Origin of the sequence: Bradyrhizobium sp. Ce-3, assembly GCF_022835695.1 — a bacterium.
In the GTDB taxonomy this organism is placed as follows: Bacteria; Pseudomonadota; Alphaproteobacteria; order Rhizobiales; family Xanthobacteraceae; genus Bradyrhizobium.
This window is the reverse complement of sequence record NZ_BQUV01000002.1, coordinates 168,815-187,041: the sequence shown is the minus strand read 5'-3', so window position 1 is coordinate 187,041 and position 18,227 is coordinate 168,815. Positions and strand designations below refer to the sequence as shown.

The 18,227-nt window shown below is 66.3% G+C and carries 19 protein-coding genes; 12 read left to right on the top strand and 7 right to left on the bottom strand.

The features are described 5' to 3' along the window. Position 1: 1 nt before the first annotated feature. Both BRSPCE3_RS07200 and plsY read left to right on the top strand, forming a co-directional pair. Positions 2-1,303 carry a dihydroorotase gene (locus BRSPCE3_RS07200; RefSeq protein ID WP_244065127.1) on the top strand — a complete coding sequence of 434 codons (1,302 nt, stop codon included), beginning with the start codon at positions 2-4 and terminating at the stop codon, positions 1,301-1,303. A gap of 226 nt (positions 1,304-1,529) precedes the next feature. Beyond that, on the top strand, positions 1,530-2,126 hold the full coding sequence (gene plsY / locus BRSPCE3_RS07195) for a glycerol-3-phosphate 1-O-acyltransferase PlsY (protein WP_244065126.1): 597 nt from the start codon (positions 1,530-1,532) through the stop codon (positions 2,124-2,126). A 116-nt stretch (positions 2,127-2,242) separates the two neighbouring features. Here the strand turns inward: plsY and BRSPCE3_RS07190 are convergent, their stop codons facing one another. Further along, positions 2,243-3,481: an amidase gene (locus tag BRSPCE3_RS07190; protein ID WP_244065125.1), complete on the bottom strand. Its 1,239-nt coding sequence runs from the start codon at positions 3,479-3,481 to the stop codon at positions 2,243-2,245. 127 nt (positions 3,482-3,608) lie between these two features. Here BRSPCE3_RS07190 and dprA point away from each other — a divergent pair, with 127 nt between their 5' ends. Next, positions 3,609-4,724, top strand: a complete 1,116-nt coding sequence (dprA, locus tag BRSPCE3_RS07185) for a DNA-processing protein DprA (RefSeq protein ID WP_244065124.1) — start codon at positions 3,609-3,611, stop codon at positions 4,722-4,724. 85 nt (positions 4,725-4,809) lie between these two features. Here the strand turns inward: dprA and BRSPCE3_RS07180 are convergent, their stop codons facing one another. Further along, entirely contained in the window at positions 4,810-5,217 is a 408-nt protein-coding gene (locus BRSPCE3_RS07180) for a helix-turn-helix domain-containing protein (protein ID WP_244065123.1), read from the bottom strand. Between the two features lie 99 nt (positions 5,218-5,316). Here BRSPCE3_RS07180 and BRSPCE3_RS07175 point away from each other — a divergent pair, with 99 nt between their 5' ends. Then, the gene (locus BRSPCE3_RS07175) at positions 5,317-5,925 is read left to right on the top strand and encodes an FMN-dependent NADH-azoreductase (RefSeq protein ID WP_244065122.1); all 609 of its coding nucleotides are present in this window, start codon (positions 5,317-5,319) and stop codon (positions 5,923-5,925) included. 66 nt (positions 5,926-5,991) lie between these two features. Here BRSPCE3_RS07175 and BRSPCE3_RS07170 read toward each other — a convergent pair whose 3' ends face one another. Further along, complete coding sequence (locus tag BRSPCE3_RS07170) at positions 5,992-6,162, bottom strand: hypothetical protein (RefSeq protein ID WP_244065121.1); 171 nt, start codon at positions 6,160-6,162, stop codon at positions 5,992-5,994. 254 nt (positions 6,163-6,416) lie between these two features. Then, complete coding sequence (locus BRSPCE3_RS07165) at positions 6,417-7,190, bottom strand: SDR family NAD(P)-dependent oxidoreductase (RefSeq protein ID WP_244065120.1); 774 nt, start codon at positions 7,188-7,190, stop codon at positions 6,417-6,419. Between the two features lie 109 nt (positions 7,191-7,299). On the opposite strand from BRSPCE3_RS07165, the gene BRSPCE3_RS07160 reads away from it, so the two are divergent. Beyond that, complete coding sequence (locus BRSPCE3_RS07160; protein WP_244065119.1) at positions 7,300-7,773, top strand: helix-turn-helix domain-containing protein; 474 nt, start codon at positions 7,300-7,302, stop codon at positions 7,771-7,773. Between the two features lie 463 nt (positions 7,774-8,236). Here BRSPCE3_RS07160 and BRSPCE3_RS07155 read toward each other — a convergent pair whose 3' ends face one another. After that, positions 8,237-8,476, bottom strand: a complete 240-nt coding sequence (locus tag BRSPCE3_RS07155; protein ID WP_244065118.1) for a hypothetical protein — start codon at positions 8,474-8,476, stop codon at positions 8,237-8,239. A gap of 229 nt (positions 8,477-8,705) precedes the next feature. Between BRSPCE3_RS07155 and topA the strand changes: the two genes are divergently transcribed. From topA to BRSPCE3_RS07135, 4 genes are read left to right on the top strand one after another with little or no spacing between them, the layout of a single operon-like run. After that, positions 8,706-11,477 carry a type I DNA topoisomerase gene (topA, locus tag BRSPCE3_RS07150; RefSeq protein ID WP_244065117.1) on the top strand — a complete coding sequence of 924 codons (2,772 nt, stop codon included), beginning with the start codon at positions 8,706-8,708 and terminating at the stop codon, positions 11,475-11,477. Further along, positions 11,478-13,850 (top strand): ribonuclease R, encoded by a 2,373-nt coding sequence (gene rnr / locus BRSPCE3_RS07145; RefSeq protein ID WP_244065116.1) that lies wholly within the window; start codon positions 11,478-11,480, stop codon positions 13,848-13,850. Further along, positions 13,841-14,278, top strand: a complete 438-nt coding sequence (locus BRSPCE3_RS07140; RefSeq protein ID WP_244065115.1) for a DUF983 domain-containing protein — start codon at positions 13,841-13,843, stop codon at positions 14,276-14,278. Before rnr ends, BRSPCE3_RS07140 begins: the two co-directional genes overlap by 10 nt. A gap of 36 nt (positions 14,279-14,314) precedes the next feature. Further along, positions 14,315-15,079: an NUDIX domain-containing protein gene (locus BRSPCE3_RS07135; protein ID WP_244065114.1), complete on the top strand. Its 765-nt coding sequence runs from the start codon at positions 14,315-14,317 to the stop codon at positions 15,077-15,079. Positions 15,080-15,103: 24 nt separating this feature from the next. Here BRSPCE3_RS07135 and BRSPCE3_RS07130 read toward each other — a convergent pair whose 3' ends face one another. After that, on the bottom strand, positions 15,104-15,619 hold the full coding sequence (locus BRSPCE3_RS07130) for a GDSL-type esterase/lipase family protein (RefSeq protein WP_244065113.1): 516 nt from the start codon (positions 15,617-15,619) through the stop codon (positions 15,104-15,106). Between the two features lie 146 nt (positions 15,620-15,765). On the opposite strand from BRSPCE3_RS07130, the gene BRSPCE3_RS07125 reads away from it, so the two are divergent. The 3 genes from BRSPCE3_RS07125 (at position 15,766) to BRSPCE3_RS07115 (ending at position 18,042) form a co-directional block, all read left to right on the top strand. Then, positions 15,766-17,091 (top strand): LLM class flavin-dependent oxidoreductase, encoded by a 1,326-nt coding sequence (locus BRSPCE3_RS07125; protein ID WP_244065112.1) that lies wholly within the window; start codon positions 15,766-15,768, stop codon positions 17,089-17,091. Between the two features lie 128 nt (positions 17,092-17,219). Further along, positions 17,220-17,387 carry a 50S ribosomal protein L33 gene (rpmG, locus tag BRSPCE3_RS07120; RefSeq protein WP_018271988.1) on the top strand — a complete coding sequence of 56 codons (168 nt, stop codon included), beginning with the start codon at positions 17,220-17,222 and terminating at the stop codon, positions 17,385-17,387. Positions 17,388-17,511: 124 nt separating this feature from the next. Next, entirely contained in the window at positions 17,512-18,042 is a 531-nt protein-coding gene (locus BRSPCE3_RS07115) for a hypothetical protein (RefSeq protein WP_244065111.1), read from the top strand. On the opposite strand, the gene BRSPCE3_RS36010 is transcribed toward BRSPCE3_RS07115, so the two are convergent. Then, positions 18,039-18,167: a hypothetical protein gene (locus BRSPCE3_RS36010; RefSeq protein WP_256438757.1), complete on the bottom strand. Its 129-nt coding sequence runs from the start codon at positions 18,165-18,167 to the stop codon at positions 18,039-18,041. The genes BRSPCE3_RS07115 and BRSPCE3_RS36010 overlap by 4 nt on opposite strands. Positions 18,168-18,227 lie beyond the last annotated feature (60 nt).

Genomic DNA, 18,227 nt, shown 5'->3' with positions numbered 1-18,227 from the left:
CATGCTGACAGATCGCCGCCCCATCCTGCTCGCCAACGCCCGCGTCATCGATCCGTCCCGCGACTTCGACGGTCCGGGCGACGTGCTGATTGCCGACGGCGTGATCCGTGACGCCAAGCGCGGCATCGGCGCCGCCGGCGTCCCCGAAGGCACCGACATCGTCAATTGCGCCGGCAAGATCGTGGCCCCCGGCCTGATCGACATGCGCGCCTTCGTCGGCGAGCCCGGTGCCAGCCACCGCGAGACTTTCGCCTCCGCCAGCCAGGCCGCCGCGGCCGGCGGCATCACCACCATCATCTGCCAGCCCGACACCTCGCCGGTCATCGACAATTCCGCGACCGTCGACTTCGTGCTGCGGCGGGCCCGCGACACCGCGATCGTCAACATCCATCCGATGGCGGCGCTGACCAAGGGCATGCAGGGCCAGGAGATGACCGAGATCGGCCTGCTCAAGGCCGCCGGTGCCGTCGCCTTCACCGATGGCGACCGCAGCGTCACCAACGCCCAGGTGATGCGCCGCGCGCTGACCTACGCCCGCGATTTCGACGCGCTGATCGTGCATCACACCGAGGACCCGCATCTGGTGGGCGAAGGCGTGATGAACGAGGGCGAATTCGCCACAAGGCTCGGCCTCGCCGGGATCCCGACCGCCGCCGAGTCGATCATGCTCGAGCGCGACATGCGGCTCGCGGGGCTGACCGGCGGGCGCTATCACGCGGCGTCGCTGACCTCGACCGAGTCGCTGGAGATCCTCAAGCGCGCCCGCGAGAGCGGCTACAACGTCTCGGCCTCGGTCTCGATCAACCATGTGACGCTGAACGAGAACGACATCGGCCCCTACCGCACCTTCCTGAAGCTGGCGCCGCCGCTGCGCACCGAGGAGGACCGCAAGGCCCTGGTCGCAGCCCTCGCCTCCGGGCTGATCGACGTCGTGATGAGCGACCACAATCCGCAGGACGTCGAGGTCAAGCGGCTGCCGTTCGCGGAAGCGGCGAGCGGCGCGGTCGGCCTGCAGACCATGCTGCCGGCGGCGCTGCGGCTGATTCACAATGGCGAAATGGACTTCAAGACGCTGATCCGCGCGATGTCGACCCGGCCGGCCGAGCTGCTCGGCCTGCCCGGCGGCACGCTGCGCGCGGGTGCACCGGCCGACGTCATCGTGATCGATGCCGACACGCCCTGGGTGCTCGACCGCGACGAGCTCAAATCGCTATGCAAGAATACGCCGTTCGACGACGCCCGCTTCTCCGGCCGGGTGACGCGGACGATCGTCGGCGGACGGACCGTGTACGAGCACGTTTAAATCGAACTGGAAGTCAGTGCGCCGCAAGTTGCGACATTGCTTCCATCGTCGTGCCGACGACGATGGCCGCGACGTAAACGACAAAGAAAAACTGCTCCAGCCGCCTGCGAACAGAAGCCATGATAAGCTCCCTCATTACCAAGGCCATGGTGCGGATTTATGGTTAATATTTCATTGACGGGACTGCCTCACGCGGGCGGAACCGACCGCCCGGGGAACCATTGCGATGTCCGCTGACGCGCTGCTGCTGGCCGCTTTTGTGATCGGCTACCTGCTGGGCTCGATCCCGTTCGGCATGGTCCTGACCAGGCTCGCCGGCACCCAGGATCTGCGCACCATCGGCTCGGGCAATATCGGCGCCACCAACGTGCTGCGCACCGGCCGCAAGGGCCTCGCCGCAGCGACGCTGCTCGGCGACATGCTGAAGGGCACGGTTGCCGTCATCATCGCGGGGACCCTCGACGGCCCGAACGCGGCGATGCTGGCGGCGCTCGGCGCATTCCTCGGCCACCTCTTCCCGGTCTGGCTCAACTTCCGCGGCGGCAAGGGTGTCGCGACCTATATCGGCGTGCTGCTCGGCCTGTTCTGGCCGGCGGCGCTGATCTTCGCGGTGATCTGGCTCGCCACCGCCAGCACCACGCGCTACTCGTCGCTGTCGGCGCTGATCGCCGCGTTCGTGACGCCGCTGTTCCTGTGGTGGTTCGGCCACGCCGCGCTCGCCTCGCTGTTCGTCGTGCTGACGCTGCTGTTGTTCTACAAGCACCGCGAGAACATCCAGCGCCTGCAGGCCGGCACCGAAGGCAAGATCGGCGAGAAGAAATAACGCCCTCCGTCATTCCGGGGCTCGCGAAGCGAGAACCGGGAATCCATTTCACCGCAAAATGTGCGGCCCAATGGATTCCGGGCTCGATGCTGCGCATCGCCCCGGAATGACGAGATCTACTTTGCCAAAGCGTCTTCGACAAAGCTCGCCGCTGCCAGCGCCTTGGCATCATCGCCAAAGCCCGCGATCACGGTCACGCCGACCGGCAATCCGCCCGCGGCGACCAGCGTCGGCACGTTGACGCAAGGTACGCCCATCAAGGTCCAGAGCCGGTTGTAACGGGGGTCGCCGGTCGAGGCCAATCCCGCGGGCGCGGCGCCCGGCGCCGACAGCGTCAGCAGTACGTCGACCTCGGCGAGAACGGCGGCCAGCGCCTGCCGCGCGCGCAGCGTGACGGCCATCGCCGCGTCGTACTCGGCGGGCGTGCCGCCCTTGCTCTCGTCGAGCCGGCCACGCAGCAGCGGCGGCATCGCGTCGTAGTTCTGGCCGTACTCCCAGGCGAACGACTGATGCGCCTCGAACTCCTGCACCACAGGATGGATCCGCCAGGCCTCGGCGACGATCTCAGGCATCGCGAGCTCGCGCACCGTGGCACCCGCCCGCTCCGCCACCCGCGCCGCCGTCTGCAATGCCTCGGCACCGGATGGATCGGGCGCGCCGGCGAAGGCCTGTGTCACCACGCCGATACGCGGCGCCGCGACCGCCGACGGCACCACGAGGTCGGGCCGCCTGGTCATCGCAGCCAGCCCCAGCGCGACGTCGCGCACCCCGGCGCCGAACAGCCCGACGGTATCGAGCGTCCACGAAAAACACTTCACCCCGACCGTCGGCAGCAGCCGGTAGCTCGGCTTGATCGCGGGGACGCCGCAGAACGAGGCCGGCCGGATCACCGAGCCGCCGGTCTGGGTGCCGAGCGCCAGCGGGATCATCCCGGCGGCGACCGCAGCCGCCGAGCCCGACGACGAGCCGCCCGGCGTGTGCGAATGATTGCGCGGATTGAGGGTCGGCGTCGGATCGTTCGCCGCGAACGCGGTGGTCGTGGTCTTGCCGATGATGGTCGCGCCGGCCTGCTTCAGCGCCATCACCACCGGCGCATCCGCGCGCGGCTGATGGCCGCGATAGATCGCAGCGCCCATCTCGGTCGGGAAACCGGCGGTATCGATGATGTCCTTGATGCCGACGGCAATGCCGCGCAGCGGTCCGGCAGTTTGCGCGCGCGCTTTGTCATCATGGCGAACGAAGGCGCCGATGGTTTTGTCCTGCGCCGCGATGGCGTGCTGCGTTTGCGCGAGGGCGGCATCAGTGGACAATTCGCCGGAGGCGATGCGGCGTTGCAGGTCGGCAAGTGAAAGCATCGGCGGACTTCCTGTTTCTTGACGGCTTCTTGGTCGGCTTCTTGGCTAGCGCTTGTAGCGCGTCGGGCGCGGCTGCGCCAATGTCGCAGTTGATCACAATCTCAGGTTGGGCGAAGCTGGGCCCCGCATGCATGACCGCCCGTCCAGCGCCACCAAACTCACCGACGCCGAACGGCTCAACCGGCTGCGGCTGATCCGCTCCGACAATGTCGGCCCGCGCACCTTCGCATCGCTGCTCCGCCATTTTGGCGATGCGGCACAGGCACTCGAACGCCTGCCGGATCTGGCGCGCCGCGGCGGCGCATCGGGTCCGGGGCGGATCTGCAGCGAGGCCGACGCCGCAGCCGAGCTCGCGGCCTGCGGCAAATTCGGCATCGATCTGGTCGCGCCCGAGGAAGCCCATTATCCGGCGCGGCTTGCCACCATCGACGACGCGCCGCCGCTGCTCGCCGTGCGCGGCGCGCGCGAGGCGTTGATGCGGCCGATGATCGCGATCGTCGGCTCGCGCAATGCCTCCGGCGCCGGGCTGAAATTTGCGGGCCAGCTGGCGCGCGATCTCGGCGATGCCGGCTTCGTCGTGATCTCCGGCCTGGCCCGCGGCATCGACCAGGCGGCGCATCGTGCCACCGTCGCGAGCGGCACGGTCGCCGTGCTCGCCGGCGGCCACGACAGGATCTACCCGCCGGAGCACGAGGACCTGCTGGCCGCCCTGCTCGCGCGTGGCGCCGCGATCTCCGAGATGCCGCTCGGCCACGTGCCGCGGGCGCGCGACTTCCCCCGCCGCAACCGGCTGATCTCGGGCGCGTCGCTCGGCGTCGTGGTGGTGGAGGCCGCGCATCGCTCGGGTTCGCTGATCACGGCGCGGATGGCCGCAGAACAGGGCCGCGAGGTATTCGCGGTGCCGGGCTCGCCGATCGATCCGCGCGCAGCCGGCGCCAACGATCTGATCAAGCAAGGCGCCACGCTGGTCACCGAGGCCGCCGACGTCGTCAGCGCGGTGACACCGATCATGGAGCGGCCGGTGATGCTTGGCGCACGCGAGGAGGACGAGCCGCTGGATTTTGCCACCGATGCGTCGGATCGCGCCCGCATCGTCAATCTGCTCGGGCCGAGCCCGATCAGCCTCGACGATCTGATCCGGATGGCCGACGTCACGCCCGCTGTGGTCCGCGCGGTGCTGCTGGAGCTCGAACTCGCAGGTAAGCTCGAGCGTCACGGCGGCGGGCTGGTGTCGATGATTTGACGAACTGCATCTCTCGCTCGCACAAATCCCTCACCGTCATCCTGAGGGGCGCGGAACGCGCTCCTCAGGGTGACGGGTCTAGATTTCACTCCGCAGTCCGCGCATCGAAATCCTGTCGCGCGCCCTCGATCTCCGGCAGATGCGCGAACGCCCATTCGCCGAGTGCCATGACGGGGACGGCGAGCCCGCGGCCGAGATCGGTCAGTTCGTAATCGACCCGCGGCGGAATGGTCGGAAACACCGTGCGCGTCACCAGACCATCGCGCTCCAGCCCGCGCAGGGTCAGGGTCAGCATGCGCTGCGAGATGCCGTTGATCATCCGCTTCAGCTCGTTGAAGCGGCGGGGTCCGTCGCGCAGCAGCATGATGACCAGCACGCTCCATTTGTCGCCGACCCGCGACAGCACGGAGGCCACGCCGCGGCAGTCCTGATGCGTCCCGGGTTGACGCGGCAGGCCGGTTTCGGCGGTTACATCGATGTGCTCGGGTGTCATTGGTGTGCTCGGGTTTCAAAAATGTGCGTTCTTGCGGAGATTTAGGGCGGTCACTCATATAGCGCCAGTTACAAACCTATACCAAAGGTGACCCCTGCCATGAAACTTCTGCACATCGACTCCTCGGTCCTCGGCCCCCACTCCGTCAGCCGCCAGGTTTCCGCCGCCGCCGTCGAGCGGCTCCGCCAGGCCAATCCCGGCCTGGTCGTGACCTACCGCGACCTGACCCAGACCCCGCTCGCCCACCTCTCCGGCCTGCACCTCGCCGCGAGCCAAGGCGCGGCCCCAGATCCGTCGGTGCGCGACGACATCGCGGCCGGCCAGGCGGTGCTCGACGAATTCCTCGCCGCCGACATCGTCGTGGTCGGCGCCCCCATGTACAATTTCACCATCCCCTCGCAGCTCAAGGCCTGGATCGACCGCATCATGGTCGCGGGCAAGACCTTCAAATACGGCGCCGGCGGGGTCGAGGGACTTGCCGGCAACAAGCGCGTCATCATCGCGATCTCGCGCGGCGGCTATTACGGCGCCGACACGCCGATGGCCGCACTCGAGCATCTCGAGACCTATCTGCGCGGCGTGTTCGGCTTCATGGGCGTCAGGAACGTGGAATTCATCCCGGCCGACGGCATCCAGGTCGGTCCCGAGCATCGCGAGAAAGCAGTTGCGGGCGCACTGCAGGCTGCCGGCAGCCTCAACGCCGCCTGACGCGATCAAAAGCGTGAGCGTGGGTGCCTGCCGTCGCCTTGGTGGCGGCAGGCCGCCGGGATGGATTCAGGACCAGACGCCTTGGATGCCGAAAATGACGGCGACCAGCGAAATCAACAGGCCGATGCCGGAAAACAGCGCGACGGTCACAAACTGTGTCGTATCGGAACTGTCTGAGCTCTGGGACGCGGATGAAACCGGGATCGACGTCGAAATGCGGGCTGCGGCTTTCGGCATGACGGCACTCCAAATGATTCCGTGGTGAAAAAATTCCCCGCCCATTGAGGAGTCCGGGCAAGTACGTCAAAGGTTCAATGCAAGCCACCATAGTCGCGCACGATGACGGCCGGTGTGATCGGTTTCACACCGGCCGCTCGTTACAATGAGAAACAAACTAGAGCGTTTTCAAGCGAAGTCGCCACCGGTTCGCGTGAAGAAAACGCGTCAGAAAAACTCCGGAGCTCCGTTCCGATCTGATCGGAACGGGGGTGCTAGCCGCGATAGATCGGCGCGCCGGCGGGAGATGCCGTTGCACCGCCATCGATGAACAGCTCCTGCCCCTGTACATGCGCCGCATCGTCGGACGCCAGGAACAGCACCGTCTTCGAGATGTGATCGGGTTCGCCGATCCGCCCGAGCGGCGTGGTCTTGCCGATCCGCTGCTCGAACACCTTCTCGGCTTCAGGCGTTGCAATCGCCGCGCCCCAGATCGGCGTACGCACGGCGCCCGGCGCCACCACGTTGACGCGGATATTGCGCGGCGACAGTTCTGAGGCCATCACCCGCGCCATCGCGCGCACGCCGGCCTTGCTCGCGGCATAGGCCGAGTAACCGGGATTGCCGAGCACCGAAATCACCGAGCCGTTGAGGATGATGGATGCGCCGTCGTTGAGATAGGGCGCGGCCGCCTGCACGGTGAAGAACACGCCGGTGAGATTGGTGCGGATCACGTTCTCGAATGCGGCCAGCGTGGTGCCGCCGACCGGCGTCTGGCCGGGAATGCCGGCATTGGCGAACAGCACGTCGTATTTGCCGAACTTCTCGGCGCCCTGCTTCACCGCGGCCTCCAGCGCCGCGACATCGGTGGCATCGGCCACGACCGCGAATCCGTTCGGCCCGAGCTCCTTGGCCGCCGCCGCGAGCGTTTCCCTGTTGCGCCCGGTGATGACGACCTTGGCGCCTTCGGCCACGAACAGCTTTGCTGTCGCAAGCCCGATGCCGCTGTTGCCGCCGGTGATCAACGCCGTCTTGTTTGCCAGTCTCATGTCCGCCTCCAGTTGGTTGCATTATTAAACTTCATTGCCTACCTAGGGCATACGGTTTAATATTGCAACCACACAAGGCCGTGATGGCCCGACTTTTGGAGAGCGCGCCGTGAAACGAACCAGCCTCGCAGGCGACAGCTGCCCGGTGGCCCGCGCGCTCGACGTGTTCGGCGACTGGTGGTCGCTGTTGATTATCCGTGACGCCAGCCTCGGCCGGCGCCGGTTCGGCGAATTCCAGGCGAGCCTCGGGTTGGCCAAGAACATCCTCGCCACCCGGCTGCGCACGCTGGTCGAGCGCGGCATCTTGAAGACGGTCCCCGCCTCCGACGGCAGCGCCTATCAGGAATATGTGCTGACGCCGAAGGGCCACGGCATCTTCCCGATCCTGGTCGCGCTCCGGCAATGGACCGAGGAGTTCGACGAGCATCCGGACGAGATCGCGACCATCATGGTCGATCGCGACAGGGGCAAGCCGGTGAAGAAGCTCGCGCTGTTGTCGCAAGACGGCCGCGTGCTGGGGGCGGCGGATACCACGCTAAAGCTGCGGCCGGTGCGGAAGGTGGCAAAGCGCGCATCGGCGTAGCACTCTTCGCCGTCATTCCGGGGCTCGCGAAGCGAGAGCCCGGAATCCATTCCACCACGTGTTTTGCGGCCCAATGGATTCCGGGCTCAGCCCTTCGGGCTGCCCCGGAATGACGGCGGGACAAGTGCGCGCCCGCGTCATGTCGCGAGAACGCGAAGCTGCGTCCTCATCCACACTGTCATCGCCCGGCCTCGACCGGGCGATCCAGTACGCCGCGGCCTCTCGGCTCAAGCACAACCGTCTCTGGAATACCGGATCGCCCGGTCGAGCCGGGCGACGACACCGCGCGGTGTGACAACTTGAATCGCGAACCATCCTCATCGTCGTCCTGGCGAAAGCCAGGACCCATTACCCCAAATCTCAATTGTCACGCGACGCTGGGGCCACAGCCCTCTTCAACAACAGAACTCTGTGGTTATGGGCGGCCTTCGCCGGGATGACGTGGTGAGAGTTCAGGTACCCCTCACGACAGCCTCCGTCGGCTGCGGGCGCGCAATTGCTCCTCGGCTTCCAGCCGGGCCATCGCGAGCAAATGGTCGAGGACCTCGAATCTGTGGCGCTGGGCGAGTTTGGCGAGTTCGGTCGCGGCGGCTGCGATCAGGACCAGGGCGTCATCCGGAGAGCCCTTCCGAGCTGTCTCGTCGCCCGCCGGTCGCCGCCGGCCGGACGCCCTGCGCTTCCGGCCGCCCCCTGTGCTGCTCAAAAGGCCTAATCCGATTCCCACCCTATATATAAAGAGATACGCCCTTTCCGGCCGCAACTCTAGGACGCATTTTTCAACCCACGGGATAGAAACTCCACAACTTGGACCCGCCCTTCAATATCTGGCGATTTGACACCGACCGCCTCAGCACCCATGTTCGCCCCGACATAGCGGGTCGCGAGTCTAGCGGATCCCGCCTTCAAGTTTTCCCGTAAGCTATTGGAATGACATGAATATCGTCATTGTGGAGTCGCCGGCCAAGGCCAAGACGATCAACAAATATCTGGGGTCCTCCTACGAGGTCCTGGCGTCGTTCGGCCATGTTCGCGACCTCCCGGCCAAGAACGGTTCCGTCGATCCCGACGCCAATTTCCAGATGATCTGGGAGGTCGATGCCAAGGCTGCGAGCCGGCTCAACGACATCGCCAAGGCGCTCAAAGGGGCCGACCGCCTGATCCTCGCAACCGACCCTGATCGCGAGGGCGAAGCGATCTCCTGGCACGTGCTGGAGGTGATGAAGGAGAAGCGCGCACTGAAGGACCAGAAGGTCGAGCGCGTGGTGTTCAACGCCATCACCAAGCAGGCCGTCACCGACGCCATGAAGGCGCCGCGCCAGATCGACGGCGCGCTGGTCGACGCCTATATGGCGCGCCGCGCGCTGGACTATCTGGTCGGCTTCACCCTTTCTCCCGTGCTGTGGCGCAAGCTGCCCGGCGCCCGCTCCGCCGGTCGCGTGCAGTCGGTCGCGCTGCGGCTGGTCTGCGACCGCGAGCTCGAGATCGAGAAGTTCGTGCCGCGTGAGTACTGGTCGCTGGTCGCGACGCTGCTGACGCCGCGCGGCGAAGCCTTCGAGGCGCGCCTGGTCGGCGCCGACGGCAAGAAGATCGCACGGCTCGACATCGGCTCCGGCGCGGAAGCCGAGGACTTCAAGAAGGCGATCGAGGCCGCGCTGTTCAAGGTCGCGACCGTCGAGGCCAAGCCGGCCCGGCGCAATCCGCAGGCCCCCTTCACCACTTCGACCCTGCAGCAGGAGGCCAGCCGCAAGCTCGGCTTCGCGCCGGCGCACACCATGCGCATCGCACAGCGGCTCTATGAAGGCATCGACATCGGCGGCGAGACCACCGGCCTGATCACCTATATGCGAACCGACGGCGTGCAGATCGATCCGTCCGCGATCACGCAGGCCCGCAAGGTGATCGGCGAGGATTACGGCAACGCCTATGTGCCGGACGCGCCGCGCCAGTACCAGGCCAAGGCCAAGAACGCGCAGGAAGCGCACGAAGCGATCCGCCCGACCGATCTGTCGCGTCGCCCGGCCACGATCGGCCGCAGGCTCGATGCCGATCAGGCGCGGCTCTACGAACTGATCTGGAAGCGCACCATTGCGAGCCAGATGGAATCGGCCGAGCTGGAGCGCACCACGGTCGACATCGAAGCCAGGGCCGGCGCCCGCGTGCTGGAGCTGCGCGCCTCCGGCCAGGTCATCAAGTTCGACGGCTTCCTCGCGCTCTACCAGGAAAGCCGCGACGACGAAGAGGACGAGGATTCCCGCCGCCTGCCCGCGATGAGCCAGGGCGAGGCGGTGAAGCGCCAGAGCCTCGCCGTCACCCAGCATTTCACCGAGCCGCCGCCGCGCTTCTCGGAAGCATCATTGGTGAAGCGGATGGAAGAGCTCGGCATCGGCCGTCCCTCGACCTACGCCTCGATCCTGCAGGTGCTGAAGGACCGCGGCTACGTCAAGCTCGAGAAGAAGCGGCTGCACGGCGAGGACAAGGGCCGCGTCGTGGTCGCGTTCCTGGAGAATTTCTTCTCGCGCTATGTCGAATACGACTTCACCGCCGATCTCGAGGAGCAGCTCGACCGCGTCTCCAACAACGAGATCGGCTGGCAGCAGGTGCTGCAGGATTTCTGGCGCGGCTTCATCGGCGCGGTCAACGACATCAAGGACCTGCGCGTCGCCGAGGTGCTGGACGCGCTCGACGAGATGCTCGGCCCGCATATCTATCCGCCGCGCGCCGATGGCGGCGACGTCAGGCAGTGCCCGACCTGCGGCACCGGCCGGCTCAACCTCAAGGCCGGCAAGTTCGGCGCCTTCGTCGGCTGCTCGAACTATCCGGAATGCCGTTACACCCGCCCGCTCGCGGCCGACAGCGCCGAGAGCGCCGATCGGGTGCTCGGCACCGATCCCGACAGCGGGTTCGATGTCACGGTGAAGGCCGGCCGCTTCGGTCCCTACATCCAGCTCGGCGAGCAGAAGGATTATGCCGAAGGCGAGAAGCCGAAGCGCGCGGGAATTCCGAAAGGCACCTCGCCTGCCGATGTCGATCTCGAACTGGCGCTGAAGCTGCTGTCGCTGCCGCGCGAGATCGGCAAGCATCCGGAAAGCGGGCAGCCGATCACCGCCGGTCTCGGCCGCTTCGGGCCGTTCGTGAAGCATGAGAAGACCTATGCCAGCCTCGAGGCCGGCGACGAGGTGTTCGAGATCGGGTTGAACCGCGCCGTCACGCTGATCGCGGAGAAGATCGCCAAGGGCCCGAGCGGCCGCCGCTTCGGCGCCGATCCCGGCAAGCCGCTCGGCGATCACCCGACGCTCGGCGCGGTCGCGCTGAAGAACGGCCGCTACGGCGCCTATGTTGCGGCCGGCGGCGTCAACGCGACGATCCCGAGCGATCGCATGCCCGACGAGGTCACGCTCGCGGAAGCGATCGCGCTGATCGACGAACGCGCGGCCAAGGGCGGCGGCAAGAAGGCCAAGGCGAAGGCGGCAAAGCCCGCCAAGGCCAGCAAAGGCAAGGCAGCCAAGTCTGAAGAGACCGACGGCGACGCCGAGACCAAGCCCGCCAAGAAGGCTGCCTCGAAGAAGGCCGCGGCGAAGCCGAAGACCGATGCGACCAGCAAGGCGCGCGCGCCGGTTGCCTCCGGTGCCAAGACGTCGCCTGCAAAATCATCGACACCAGCGAAAGCGCCCGCGAAGAAAAGCGCCGGCAAGGCACGAGGATAAGTGAAACGAAAACCCGACCATGGCTTTCCGGGCCGGGACGCCATCGTCGCCTTCATCCGCGCCAATCCAGGCAAGGTCGGCACCCGCGAGATCGCGCGCGAGTTCGGCCTGAAGAACGCCGACCGTATCGAGCTGAAGCGGATCCTGCGCGAGCTCGCCGACGACGGCACAATTGCAAAACGCGGCCGCAAGATTCAGGAGCCGGCGGCACTGCCGCCGACCGTGCTCGCCGACATCACCGGCCGTGACAGCGACGGCGAGTTGATCGCCACCCCCGCCGAGTGGGACTCGGAAGACGGCACCGCCCCGAAAATCCGCATCGAGATGCCGCGACGGCCGAAGCCCGGCACCACCGCCGGCGTCGGCGACCGCGCGCTGCTGCGGGTCGAGGTCACCGACGAGCAGGACGGCACGCCCTATCGCGGCCGCGTCATCAAGGTGATCGACCACGGCCGTACCCGCATCCTCGGCATCTTCCGCCGCAACCCCGATGGCGGCGGGCGCCTGATCCCGGTCGACAAGAAGCAGGCCGGCCGCGAGCTCAACATCGCCAAGCCCGATACCGGCGGCGCCGAGGACGGCGACCTGATCAGCGTCGACCTGATCCGCACCCGCGGCTTCGGCCTCGCGTCCGCTCGCGTCAAGGAGCGGCTCGGCTCGATCGCCAGCGAGAAGGCGATCAGCCTGATCGCGATCAACACCCACGATATCCCGCAGGTGTTCTCGTCCGCCGCGGTGCGCGAATCCGAAGAGGCAAAACCCGCGACCTTGCAGGGCCGCGAGGACTGGCGCGACGTGCCGCTGGTTACCATCGATCCGCCCGATGCCAAGGATCACGACGACGCCGTGCATGCCGAGGTCGACCCCGATCCGAACAACAGAGGCGGCTTCGTCGTCCATGTCGCGATCGCCGACGTCGCCTACTATGTGCGGCCCGGCTCGGCGCTCGATCGCGACGCGCTCCAGCGCGGCAACTCGGTGTACTTCCCCGATCGCGTGGTGCCGATGCTGCCCGAGCGGATCTCCAACAATCTCTGCTCGCTGGTCCCGGGCGAGCCGCGCGGCGCGCTCGCGGTGCGGATGGTGATCGGCGCCGACGGCCGCAAGCGCTCGCATACCTTCCATCGCGTGCTGATGCGCTCGGCCGCGAAACTCGCCTACGCGCAGGCGCAGGCGGCGATCGACGGCAGGCCCGACGACACCACGGGCCCTATCCTCGACCCGATCCTGAAGCCGCTGTGGGCGGCCTATGAGCTGGTCAAGCTCGCACGCAACGAGCGCGACCCGCTCGATCTCGATCTGCCCGAGCGCAAGATCCTGCTCAAGGGCGACGGCACCGTCGACCGCGTGATCGTGCCGCAGCGGCTCGATGCGCACCGGCTGATCGAGGAGTTCATGATCCTCGCCAACGTCGCAGCCGCCGAGATGCTGGAGAAGAAGGCGCTGCCGCTGATCTATCGCGTGCATGACGAGCCGAGCCAGGAGAAGGTGCACAACCTCCAGGAATTCCTCAAGACGCTCGATTTGCCCTTCACCAAGCAGGGCGCGCTGCGTCCCGCGCAATTCAATCGCGTGCTGGCGCAGGTGGCCGGCGAGGATTACGAGCCGCTGGTCAATGAGGTGGTGCTGCGGTCGCAGGCGCAGGCCGAATACTCCGCCGAGAACTACGGCCATTTCGGCTTGAACCTGCGCCGCTACGCGCACTTCACTTCGCCGATCCGCCGCTACGCCGATCTGATCGTGCATCGCGCGCTGATCCGCGCGCTCGGCCTCGGCGAAGGCGCCCTGCCGACCGACGAGAGCGTGGAGACGCTGGCCGAGGTCGCCGCGCAGATTTCAGTCACTGAGCGCCGCGCGATGAAGGCGGAGCGCGAGACCACCGATCGGCTGATCGCGCATTTCCTCGCCGATAAGGTCGGCGCCTCGTTCCAGGGCCGCATTTCCGGCGTGACGCGCGCCGGCCTGTTCGTGAAGCTCGACGACACCGGGGCCGACGGCCTGATCCCGATCCGCACCATCGGCAGCGAATATTTCAACTATGACGAGACCCGCCACGCGCTGATCGGCACGCGCAGCGGCGCCATGTATCGGCTCGGCGACGTCGTCGACGTGCGGCTGGTCGAGGCCGCGCCGGTGGCGGGCGCACTGCGCTTTGAGCTATTATCCGAAGGTCAGGCCATTCCGCGCGGCAGAAAACGCGAAGGCATCGGCGCCGAGCGCCGCGCCGCGGGATTTGGCAAGGGGCACGGCAAGGGCCCAAACAAGGGATCCGGCAAGAAGGCGCACAAGGAACGGAAAGCGCGCAACAAGAAGGACCGCAAGCCGGCTAAGCCGAAGGCCGGCAAATCGAAGCGAGGCAAGTCATGGACGTGACACCGCCGACGGTGGTTTGGACTCGCGACGCGGCCGAGCCCGAGAAGCGCGACGTGTGGACCGCGATGAAGCGCGGGTTCCTTGGCCGTTGTCCGCGCTGCGGAAAAGGCCGACTGTTCCGCAAGTTTCTCAAATGCGACGGCCACTGCCCGGTCTGCGATCTGGATTTCACGCCGCATCGCGCCGACGATCTGCCCGCCTATCTCGTCATCGTCATTGTCGGCCATATCGTGGTACCGACCGCGCTGTGGATCGAGACCGACTATTCGCCGCCGGTGTGGCTGCAACTCGCGATCTATCTGCCGTTCACGCTGTTCGCGTCGCTGGCATTGTTGCAGCCGGTGAAGGGAGCCGTGATCGGCTTGCAATGGGCCCTGCGCATGCATGGCTTCGACGAGAATCCCCCTAGCGACATCCCGCCGGTCTAGCTAAACCGGACGCCAAGAAGAAATGAAAGGGATGAAATGACTGACGCTGCCGCCCCTGCCGCCGTCGTCCACCAGGGCGAAAAGGAAGCCGATCATCACGCGTATTTCCGGCCGAAGGATGCGGCGACGCTGATCCTGATCGATCGCTCCGGCGCCAAACCGAAGGTGCTGGTCGGCAAGCGCCACGACAAGGTGGTGTTCATGCCGGGCAAGTTCGTCTTCCCCGGCGGCCGCGTCGACAAGGCCGACAACCGCGTGCCGGTCGCGGCGCCGATCACGCCCGAGCTCGAAGCCAATCTTCTCAAAGGCAGCCCGAAGATCACGCCCGGCCGCGCGCGTGCGCTCGCCAATGCCGCGATCCGCGAAGCCTGCGAAGAGACCGGGCTCTGCCTCGGCCGCAAGGTCGAGAAGTCGCAGAAGCTCGATGGCCCCAAGCTTGAAGGTCCCTGGGCGCCGTTCGCCGACGCTGGACTGTTGCCCGATCCGTCCGGCCTGTTCCTGATCGCGCGCGCGATCACCCCGCCCGGCCGCGTCCGCCGCTTCGACACGCGCTTCTTCACCGCCGACGCCTCGACCATCGCGCATCGGGTCGAAGGCGTGGTGCATGCCGATGCCGAACTGGTCGAACTGGTCTGGGTCGAGATCGGCTCCGAGCCGCTGGCGGACGCGCATGCCATGACCAAGAACGTGCTCGCCGAGCTCGACCGCCGTCTCGCCACCGGCCCGCTCCGTCACGACGCGCCGGTGCCGTTCTTCCATTTCTACGGCGGCAAGATGCAGAAGGACGTGCTGGGGGCGTAACCCTCGCAACAGCGGGACACATGGTCAGCGCACCGCGCTCATCACCGCGGGCAGCATGTGCGCTGCGACCACCCTGTGTCCCTCCGCCGTGAAGTGAATCTGGTCCGGCTGCAGATGGTTGCGCAGGACCTCATTCCACCACATCGGGATCACGCGGATGTGCCGGCTGCGCAGCCGCGCCTCGATCGCAGCCAGTTCGGCATTCTGATCTCCTTGCCCGCGTCGCCGCGCATTCCAGCCGCCGCCGCGGCGGTCGAGCAGCACGATCCTGGTCCCTTCAGGAACCGCGGAATCGAGCCGTGCCAGCATGCCCGCATTGGTATCGCCGGAGATTCCCGCATTGGTCACATGAACGCTCCGGCCCTTCGCCGCGAGCATCCCCTCGAGCTGGGCCGGCCAAGCGTCCGAACTGCTGACGCCCTTTCCCGCGACGTTGCTGGCACCGATCGCGACGATTTGCGCCCGCGCCGGGCTGCCGAGACAGAGCACCATTGCGACCAGGAAGCCCGCGATCCGCAACAGCCTTGCCGGATAAACCATGTCCCCCTCCCGATGACAAAGGCGCCGGGTTGAAAATATCCTCTGACCGTCGCCCAGATTGCAAGATTCTTCTTAAGTCCCCTCATGGCGTTGCCGTCCGGCCTCCCTATCTGTTCCGCTAACGACATCAAGAACGGAACGGGGCAATGGCGAAGCGTCAACTCAAGCTCGGCGCGTTCATGCGGCCGATCAGCATCCACACCGGCGCCTGGCGCTATCCCGGGGCGTGGCCCGACGCCAATTTCAACTTCGACCACATCAAGACGCTGATCCGCAAGCTCGAGGCCGGCAAGTTCGACGCCTTCTTCATGGCCGACCATCTGGCCGTGCTGAACATGCCGATCAACGCGCTGAAGCGCAGCCACACCGTGACCTCGTTCGAGCCGTTCACGCTGCTGTCGGCGCTTGCGGCCGTCACCGAGAATATCGGCCTGATCGCGACCGGTTCGACCACCTTCGACGAGCCCTATCACGTCGCCCGGCGCTTCGCCTCGCTCGACCACATCTCCGGCGGCCGCGCCGGCTGGAATATCGTCACCACATCAAATCCGGACGCCGCACTGAATTTCGGACTCGACGATCACATGGAGCACGCCGAGCGCTACAAGCGCGCCCGCGAGTTCTACGATGTCGTCACCGGCTTGTGGGATTCCTTTGCCGACGATGCCTTCGTGCGCGACGTCGAGTCCGGGCTGTTCGTCGATCCCGACAAGATGCACGTGCTCAACCACAAGGGCCAATATCTCTCGGTGCGTGGCCCGCTGAACATCGCCCGCCCGGTGCAGGGCTGGCCCGTGATCGTGCAGGCCGGCGCCTCCGACGACGGCAGGCAGCTCGCGGCCGAGACGGCGGAAGCCGTGTTCACCGGCGGCGGCAGCCTTGCCGACGGACAGAAGCTCTATGCCGACATCAAGGGCCGCATGGAGACGATCGGCCGCAATCCCGAGCACCTGAAGATCCTGCCCGGCGCCTTCGTCGTGGTCGGCGACAGCGTCGAGGAAGCCAAGGAGAAGCGCGCGCTGCTCGACAGCCGCGTGCATTACGACAGCGCGATCGCCTCGCTTTCGGTGATCCTCGGCACCGACGCGTCCACCTTCGATCCCGACGGACAATTGCCGCCGATCCCGGAGACCAATGCCAGCAAGAGCGGGCGGCAGCGCCTGGTCGACGTCGCCGCGCGCGACAAGCTCACCGTGCGCCAGCTTGCGCAACGGGTCGGCGGCTATGGCGGGCTCGCCTTCGTCGGCACGCCGCAGACCATCGCCGACCAGATGCAGGAATGGCTGGAGGGCCGCGGCAGCGACGGCTTCAACATCATGTTCCCCTATTTGCCCCAGGGCCTGTTCGAGTTCGTCGACAAGGTGGTTCCGGAACTGCAAAAGCGCGGGATTTACCGCACCGAGTACGAAGGACGGACGCTGCGCGAGAATTTGGGCCTGCCGCGGCCGAAAAATCAGTTCTTCGAGGGTTAATCGCCCCGGAATCGGGGCTGTTTTGGCTCAGAAATCCTTGACTTTGGGTGGTTTGTGGCTAGTTTCCCGGCCAAACGCGGGCCGATTTGGCCGGCTCCTGAATTCCCTGCATTTTCGAGGTTTTGCACATGGCCAAGGCGGTCACCATCAAGGTCAAGCTCGTGTCGACGGCCGATACCGGCTTCTATTACGTCGCCAAGAAGAATTCGCGCACCATGACCGACAAGCTGGTCAAGAAGAAGTACGACCCGGTCGCGCGCAAGCACGTCGAGTTCAAGGAAGCCAAGATCAAGTAAGCAAGATCAAGTAAGGTCGCCTGCTTTCTGACGTTTCGAACGGGGCCCTCGCGGCCCCGTTTTTGCTTTGTGGCCTCTCGTCGTCCCTCATGTGTCCCGGACAAGTCCCGGGCGCGGGGCTCACATGATCGCAAGCCTGGACGAAGGAAACGTCGGCGGCTACTCGGTCGCCTACGGGCGCGAGGACACCTACTTTCCGGTCTATGTCACGGCTGCCCTCGCCGCGATCTTCCTGACCGCGAGCTGGATCACGGGCGCGATCTATTGGCTGGCGCCGGCGGCAGCCGCCGCCGCCTTCACCTACTACAACATCCCGCTGCTGGAGGCCGGTCGTCCGACCATCGGGGCCAACCAGTACGGCATCTTCATCCAGGCCTTCGGGCTGATCCGCTGGCGCGCCATCGCGCGCATCGACCTCGTCGAGATCGCCGAGCGCGCGATGACGGTCCACGAGTTGCAGATCGCGCTCGACGGACCGCTCGGCAGCGCCCTGGTGGCCGATTGGCGCAAGCGGCCGGCCTATCGGCTGTTGATGCGCCTGCCGTGGCGCATGGACCATCGTGGCGTGGTGCGCGTCAGTCTCGAGCCGTTCGACCGGGCGCCCGATGAGATCCACCGGACGTTCCTCAGGATGTGGCGCTACTACCGGAGCTAACCCTTGAACGCCTCATCGCGCAGATGCGCATCTGCGATCTGCGCATCCGGATTGTGTGTGATGGTCATGAACCAAACGAGGCTGAAGAACAGCGACCATGCTGTGTTCCAATAGAACCAGTTCATCGGATCACCTCGAACAGCTTTGTCCCGCGCCGGCCGGCTGACATCGCCGGCTTGCGCGGA

Coding starts and splice junctions, on each gene's coding strand:
- BRSPCE3_RS07200 (WP_244065127.1), top strand. CDS start 2: ATGCTGACAGATCGCCGCCCCATCCTGCTCGCCAACGCCCGCGTCATC.
- plsY (WP_244065126.1), top strand. CDS start 1,530: ATGTCCGCTGACGCGCTGCTGCTGGCCGCTTTTGTGATCGGCTACCTG.
- BRSPCE3_RS07190 (WP_244065125.1), bottom strand. CDS start 3,481: ATGCTTTCACTTGCCGACCTGCAACGCCGCATCGCCTCCGGCGAATTG.
- dprA (WP_244065124.1), top strand. CDS start 3,609: ATGCATGACCGCCCGTCCAGCGCCACCAAACTCACCGACGCCGAACGG.
- BRSPCE3_RS07180 (WP_244065123.1), bottom strand. CDS start 5,217: ATGACACCCGAGCACATCGATGTAACCGCCGAAACCGGCCTGCCGCGT.
- BRSPCE3_RS07175 (WP_244065122.1), top strand. CDS start 5,317: ATGAAACTTCTGCACATCGACTCCTCGGTCCTCGGCCCCCACTCCGTC.
- BRSPCE3_RS07170 (WP_244065121.1), bottom strand. CDS start 6,162: ATGCCGAAAGCCGCAGCCCGCATTTCGACGTCGATCCCGGTTTCATCC.
- BRSPCE3_RS07165 (WP_244065120.1), bottom strand. CDS start 7,190: ATGAGACTGGCAAACAAGACGGCGTTGATCACCGGCGGCAACAGCGGC.
- topA (WP_244065117.1), top strand. CDS start 8,706: ATGAATATCGTCATTGTGGAGTCGCCGGCCAAGGCCAAGACGATCAAC.
- BRSPCE3_RS07140 (WP_244065115.1), top strand. CDS start 13,841: ATGGACGTGACACCGCCGACGGTGGTTTGGACTCGCGACGCGGCCGAG.
- BRSPCE3_RS07135 (WP_244065114.1), top strand. CDS start 14,315: ATGACTGACGCTGCCGCCCCTGCCGCCGTCGTCCACCAGGGCGAAAAG.
- BRSPCE3_RS07130 (WP_244065113.1), bottom strand. CDS start 15,619: ATGGTTTATCCGGCAAGGCTGTTGCGGATCGCGGGCTTCCTGGTCGCA.
- BRSPCE3_RS07125 (WP_244065112.1), top strand. CDS start 15,766: ATGGCGAAGCGTCAACTCAAGCTCGGCGCGTTCATGCGGCCGATCAGC.
- rpmG (WP_018271988.1), top strand. CDS start 17,220: ATGGCCAAGGCGGTCACCATCAAGGTCAAGCTCGTGTCGACGGCCGAT.
- BRSPCE3_RS07115 (WP_244065111.1), top strand. CDS start 17,512: ATGATCGCAAGCCTGGACGAAGGAAACGTCGGCGGCTACTCGGTCGCC.
- BRSPCE3_RS36010 (WP_256438757.1), bottom strand. CDS start 18,167: ATGAACTGGTTCTATTGGAACACAGCATGGTCGCTGTTCTTCAGCCTC.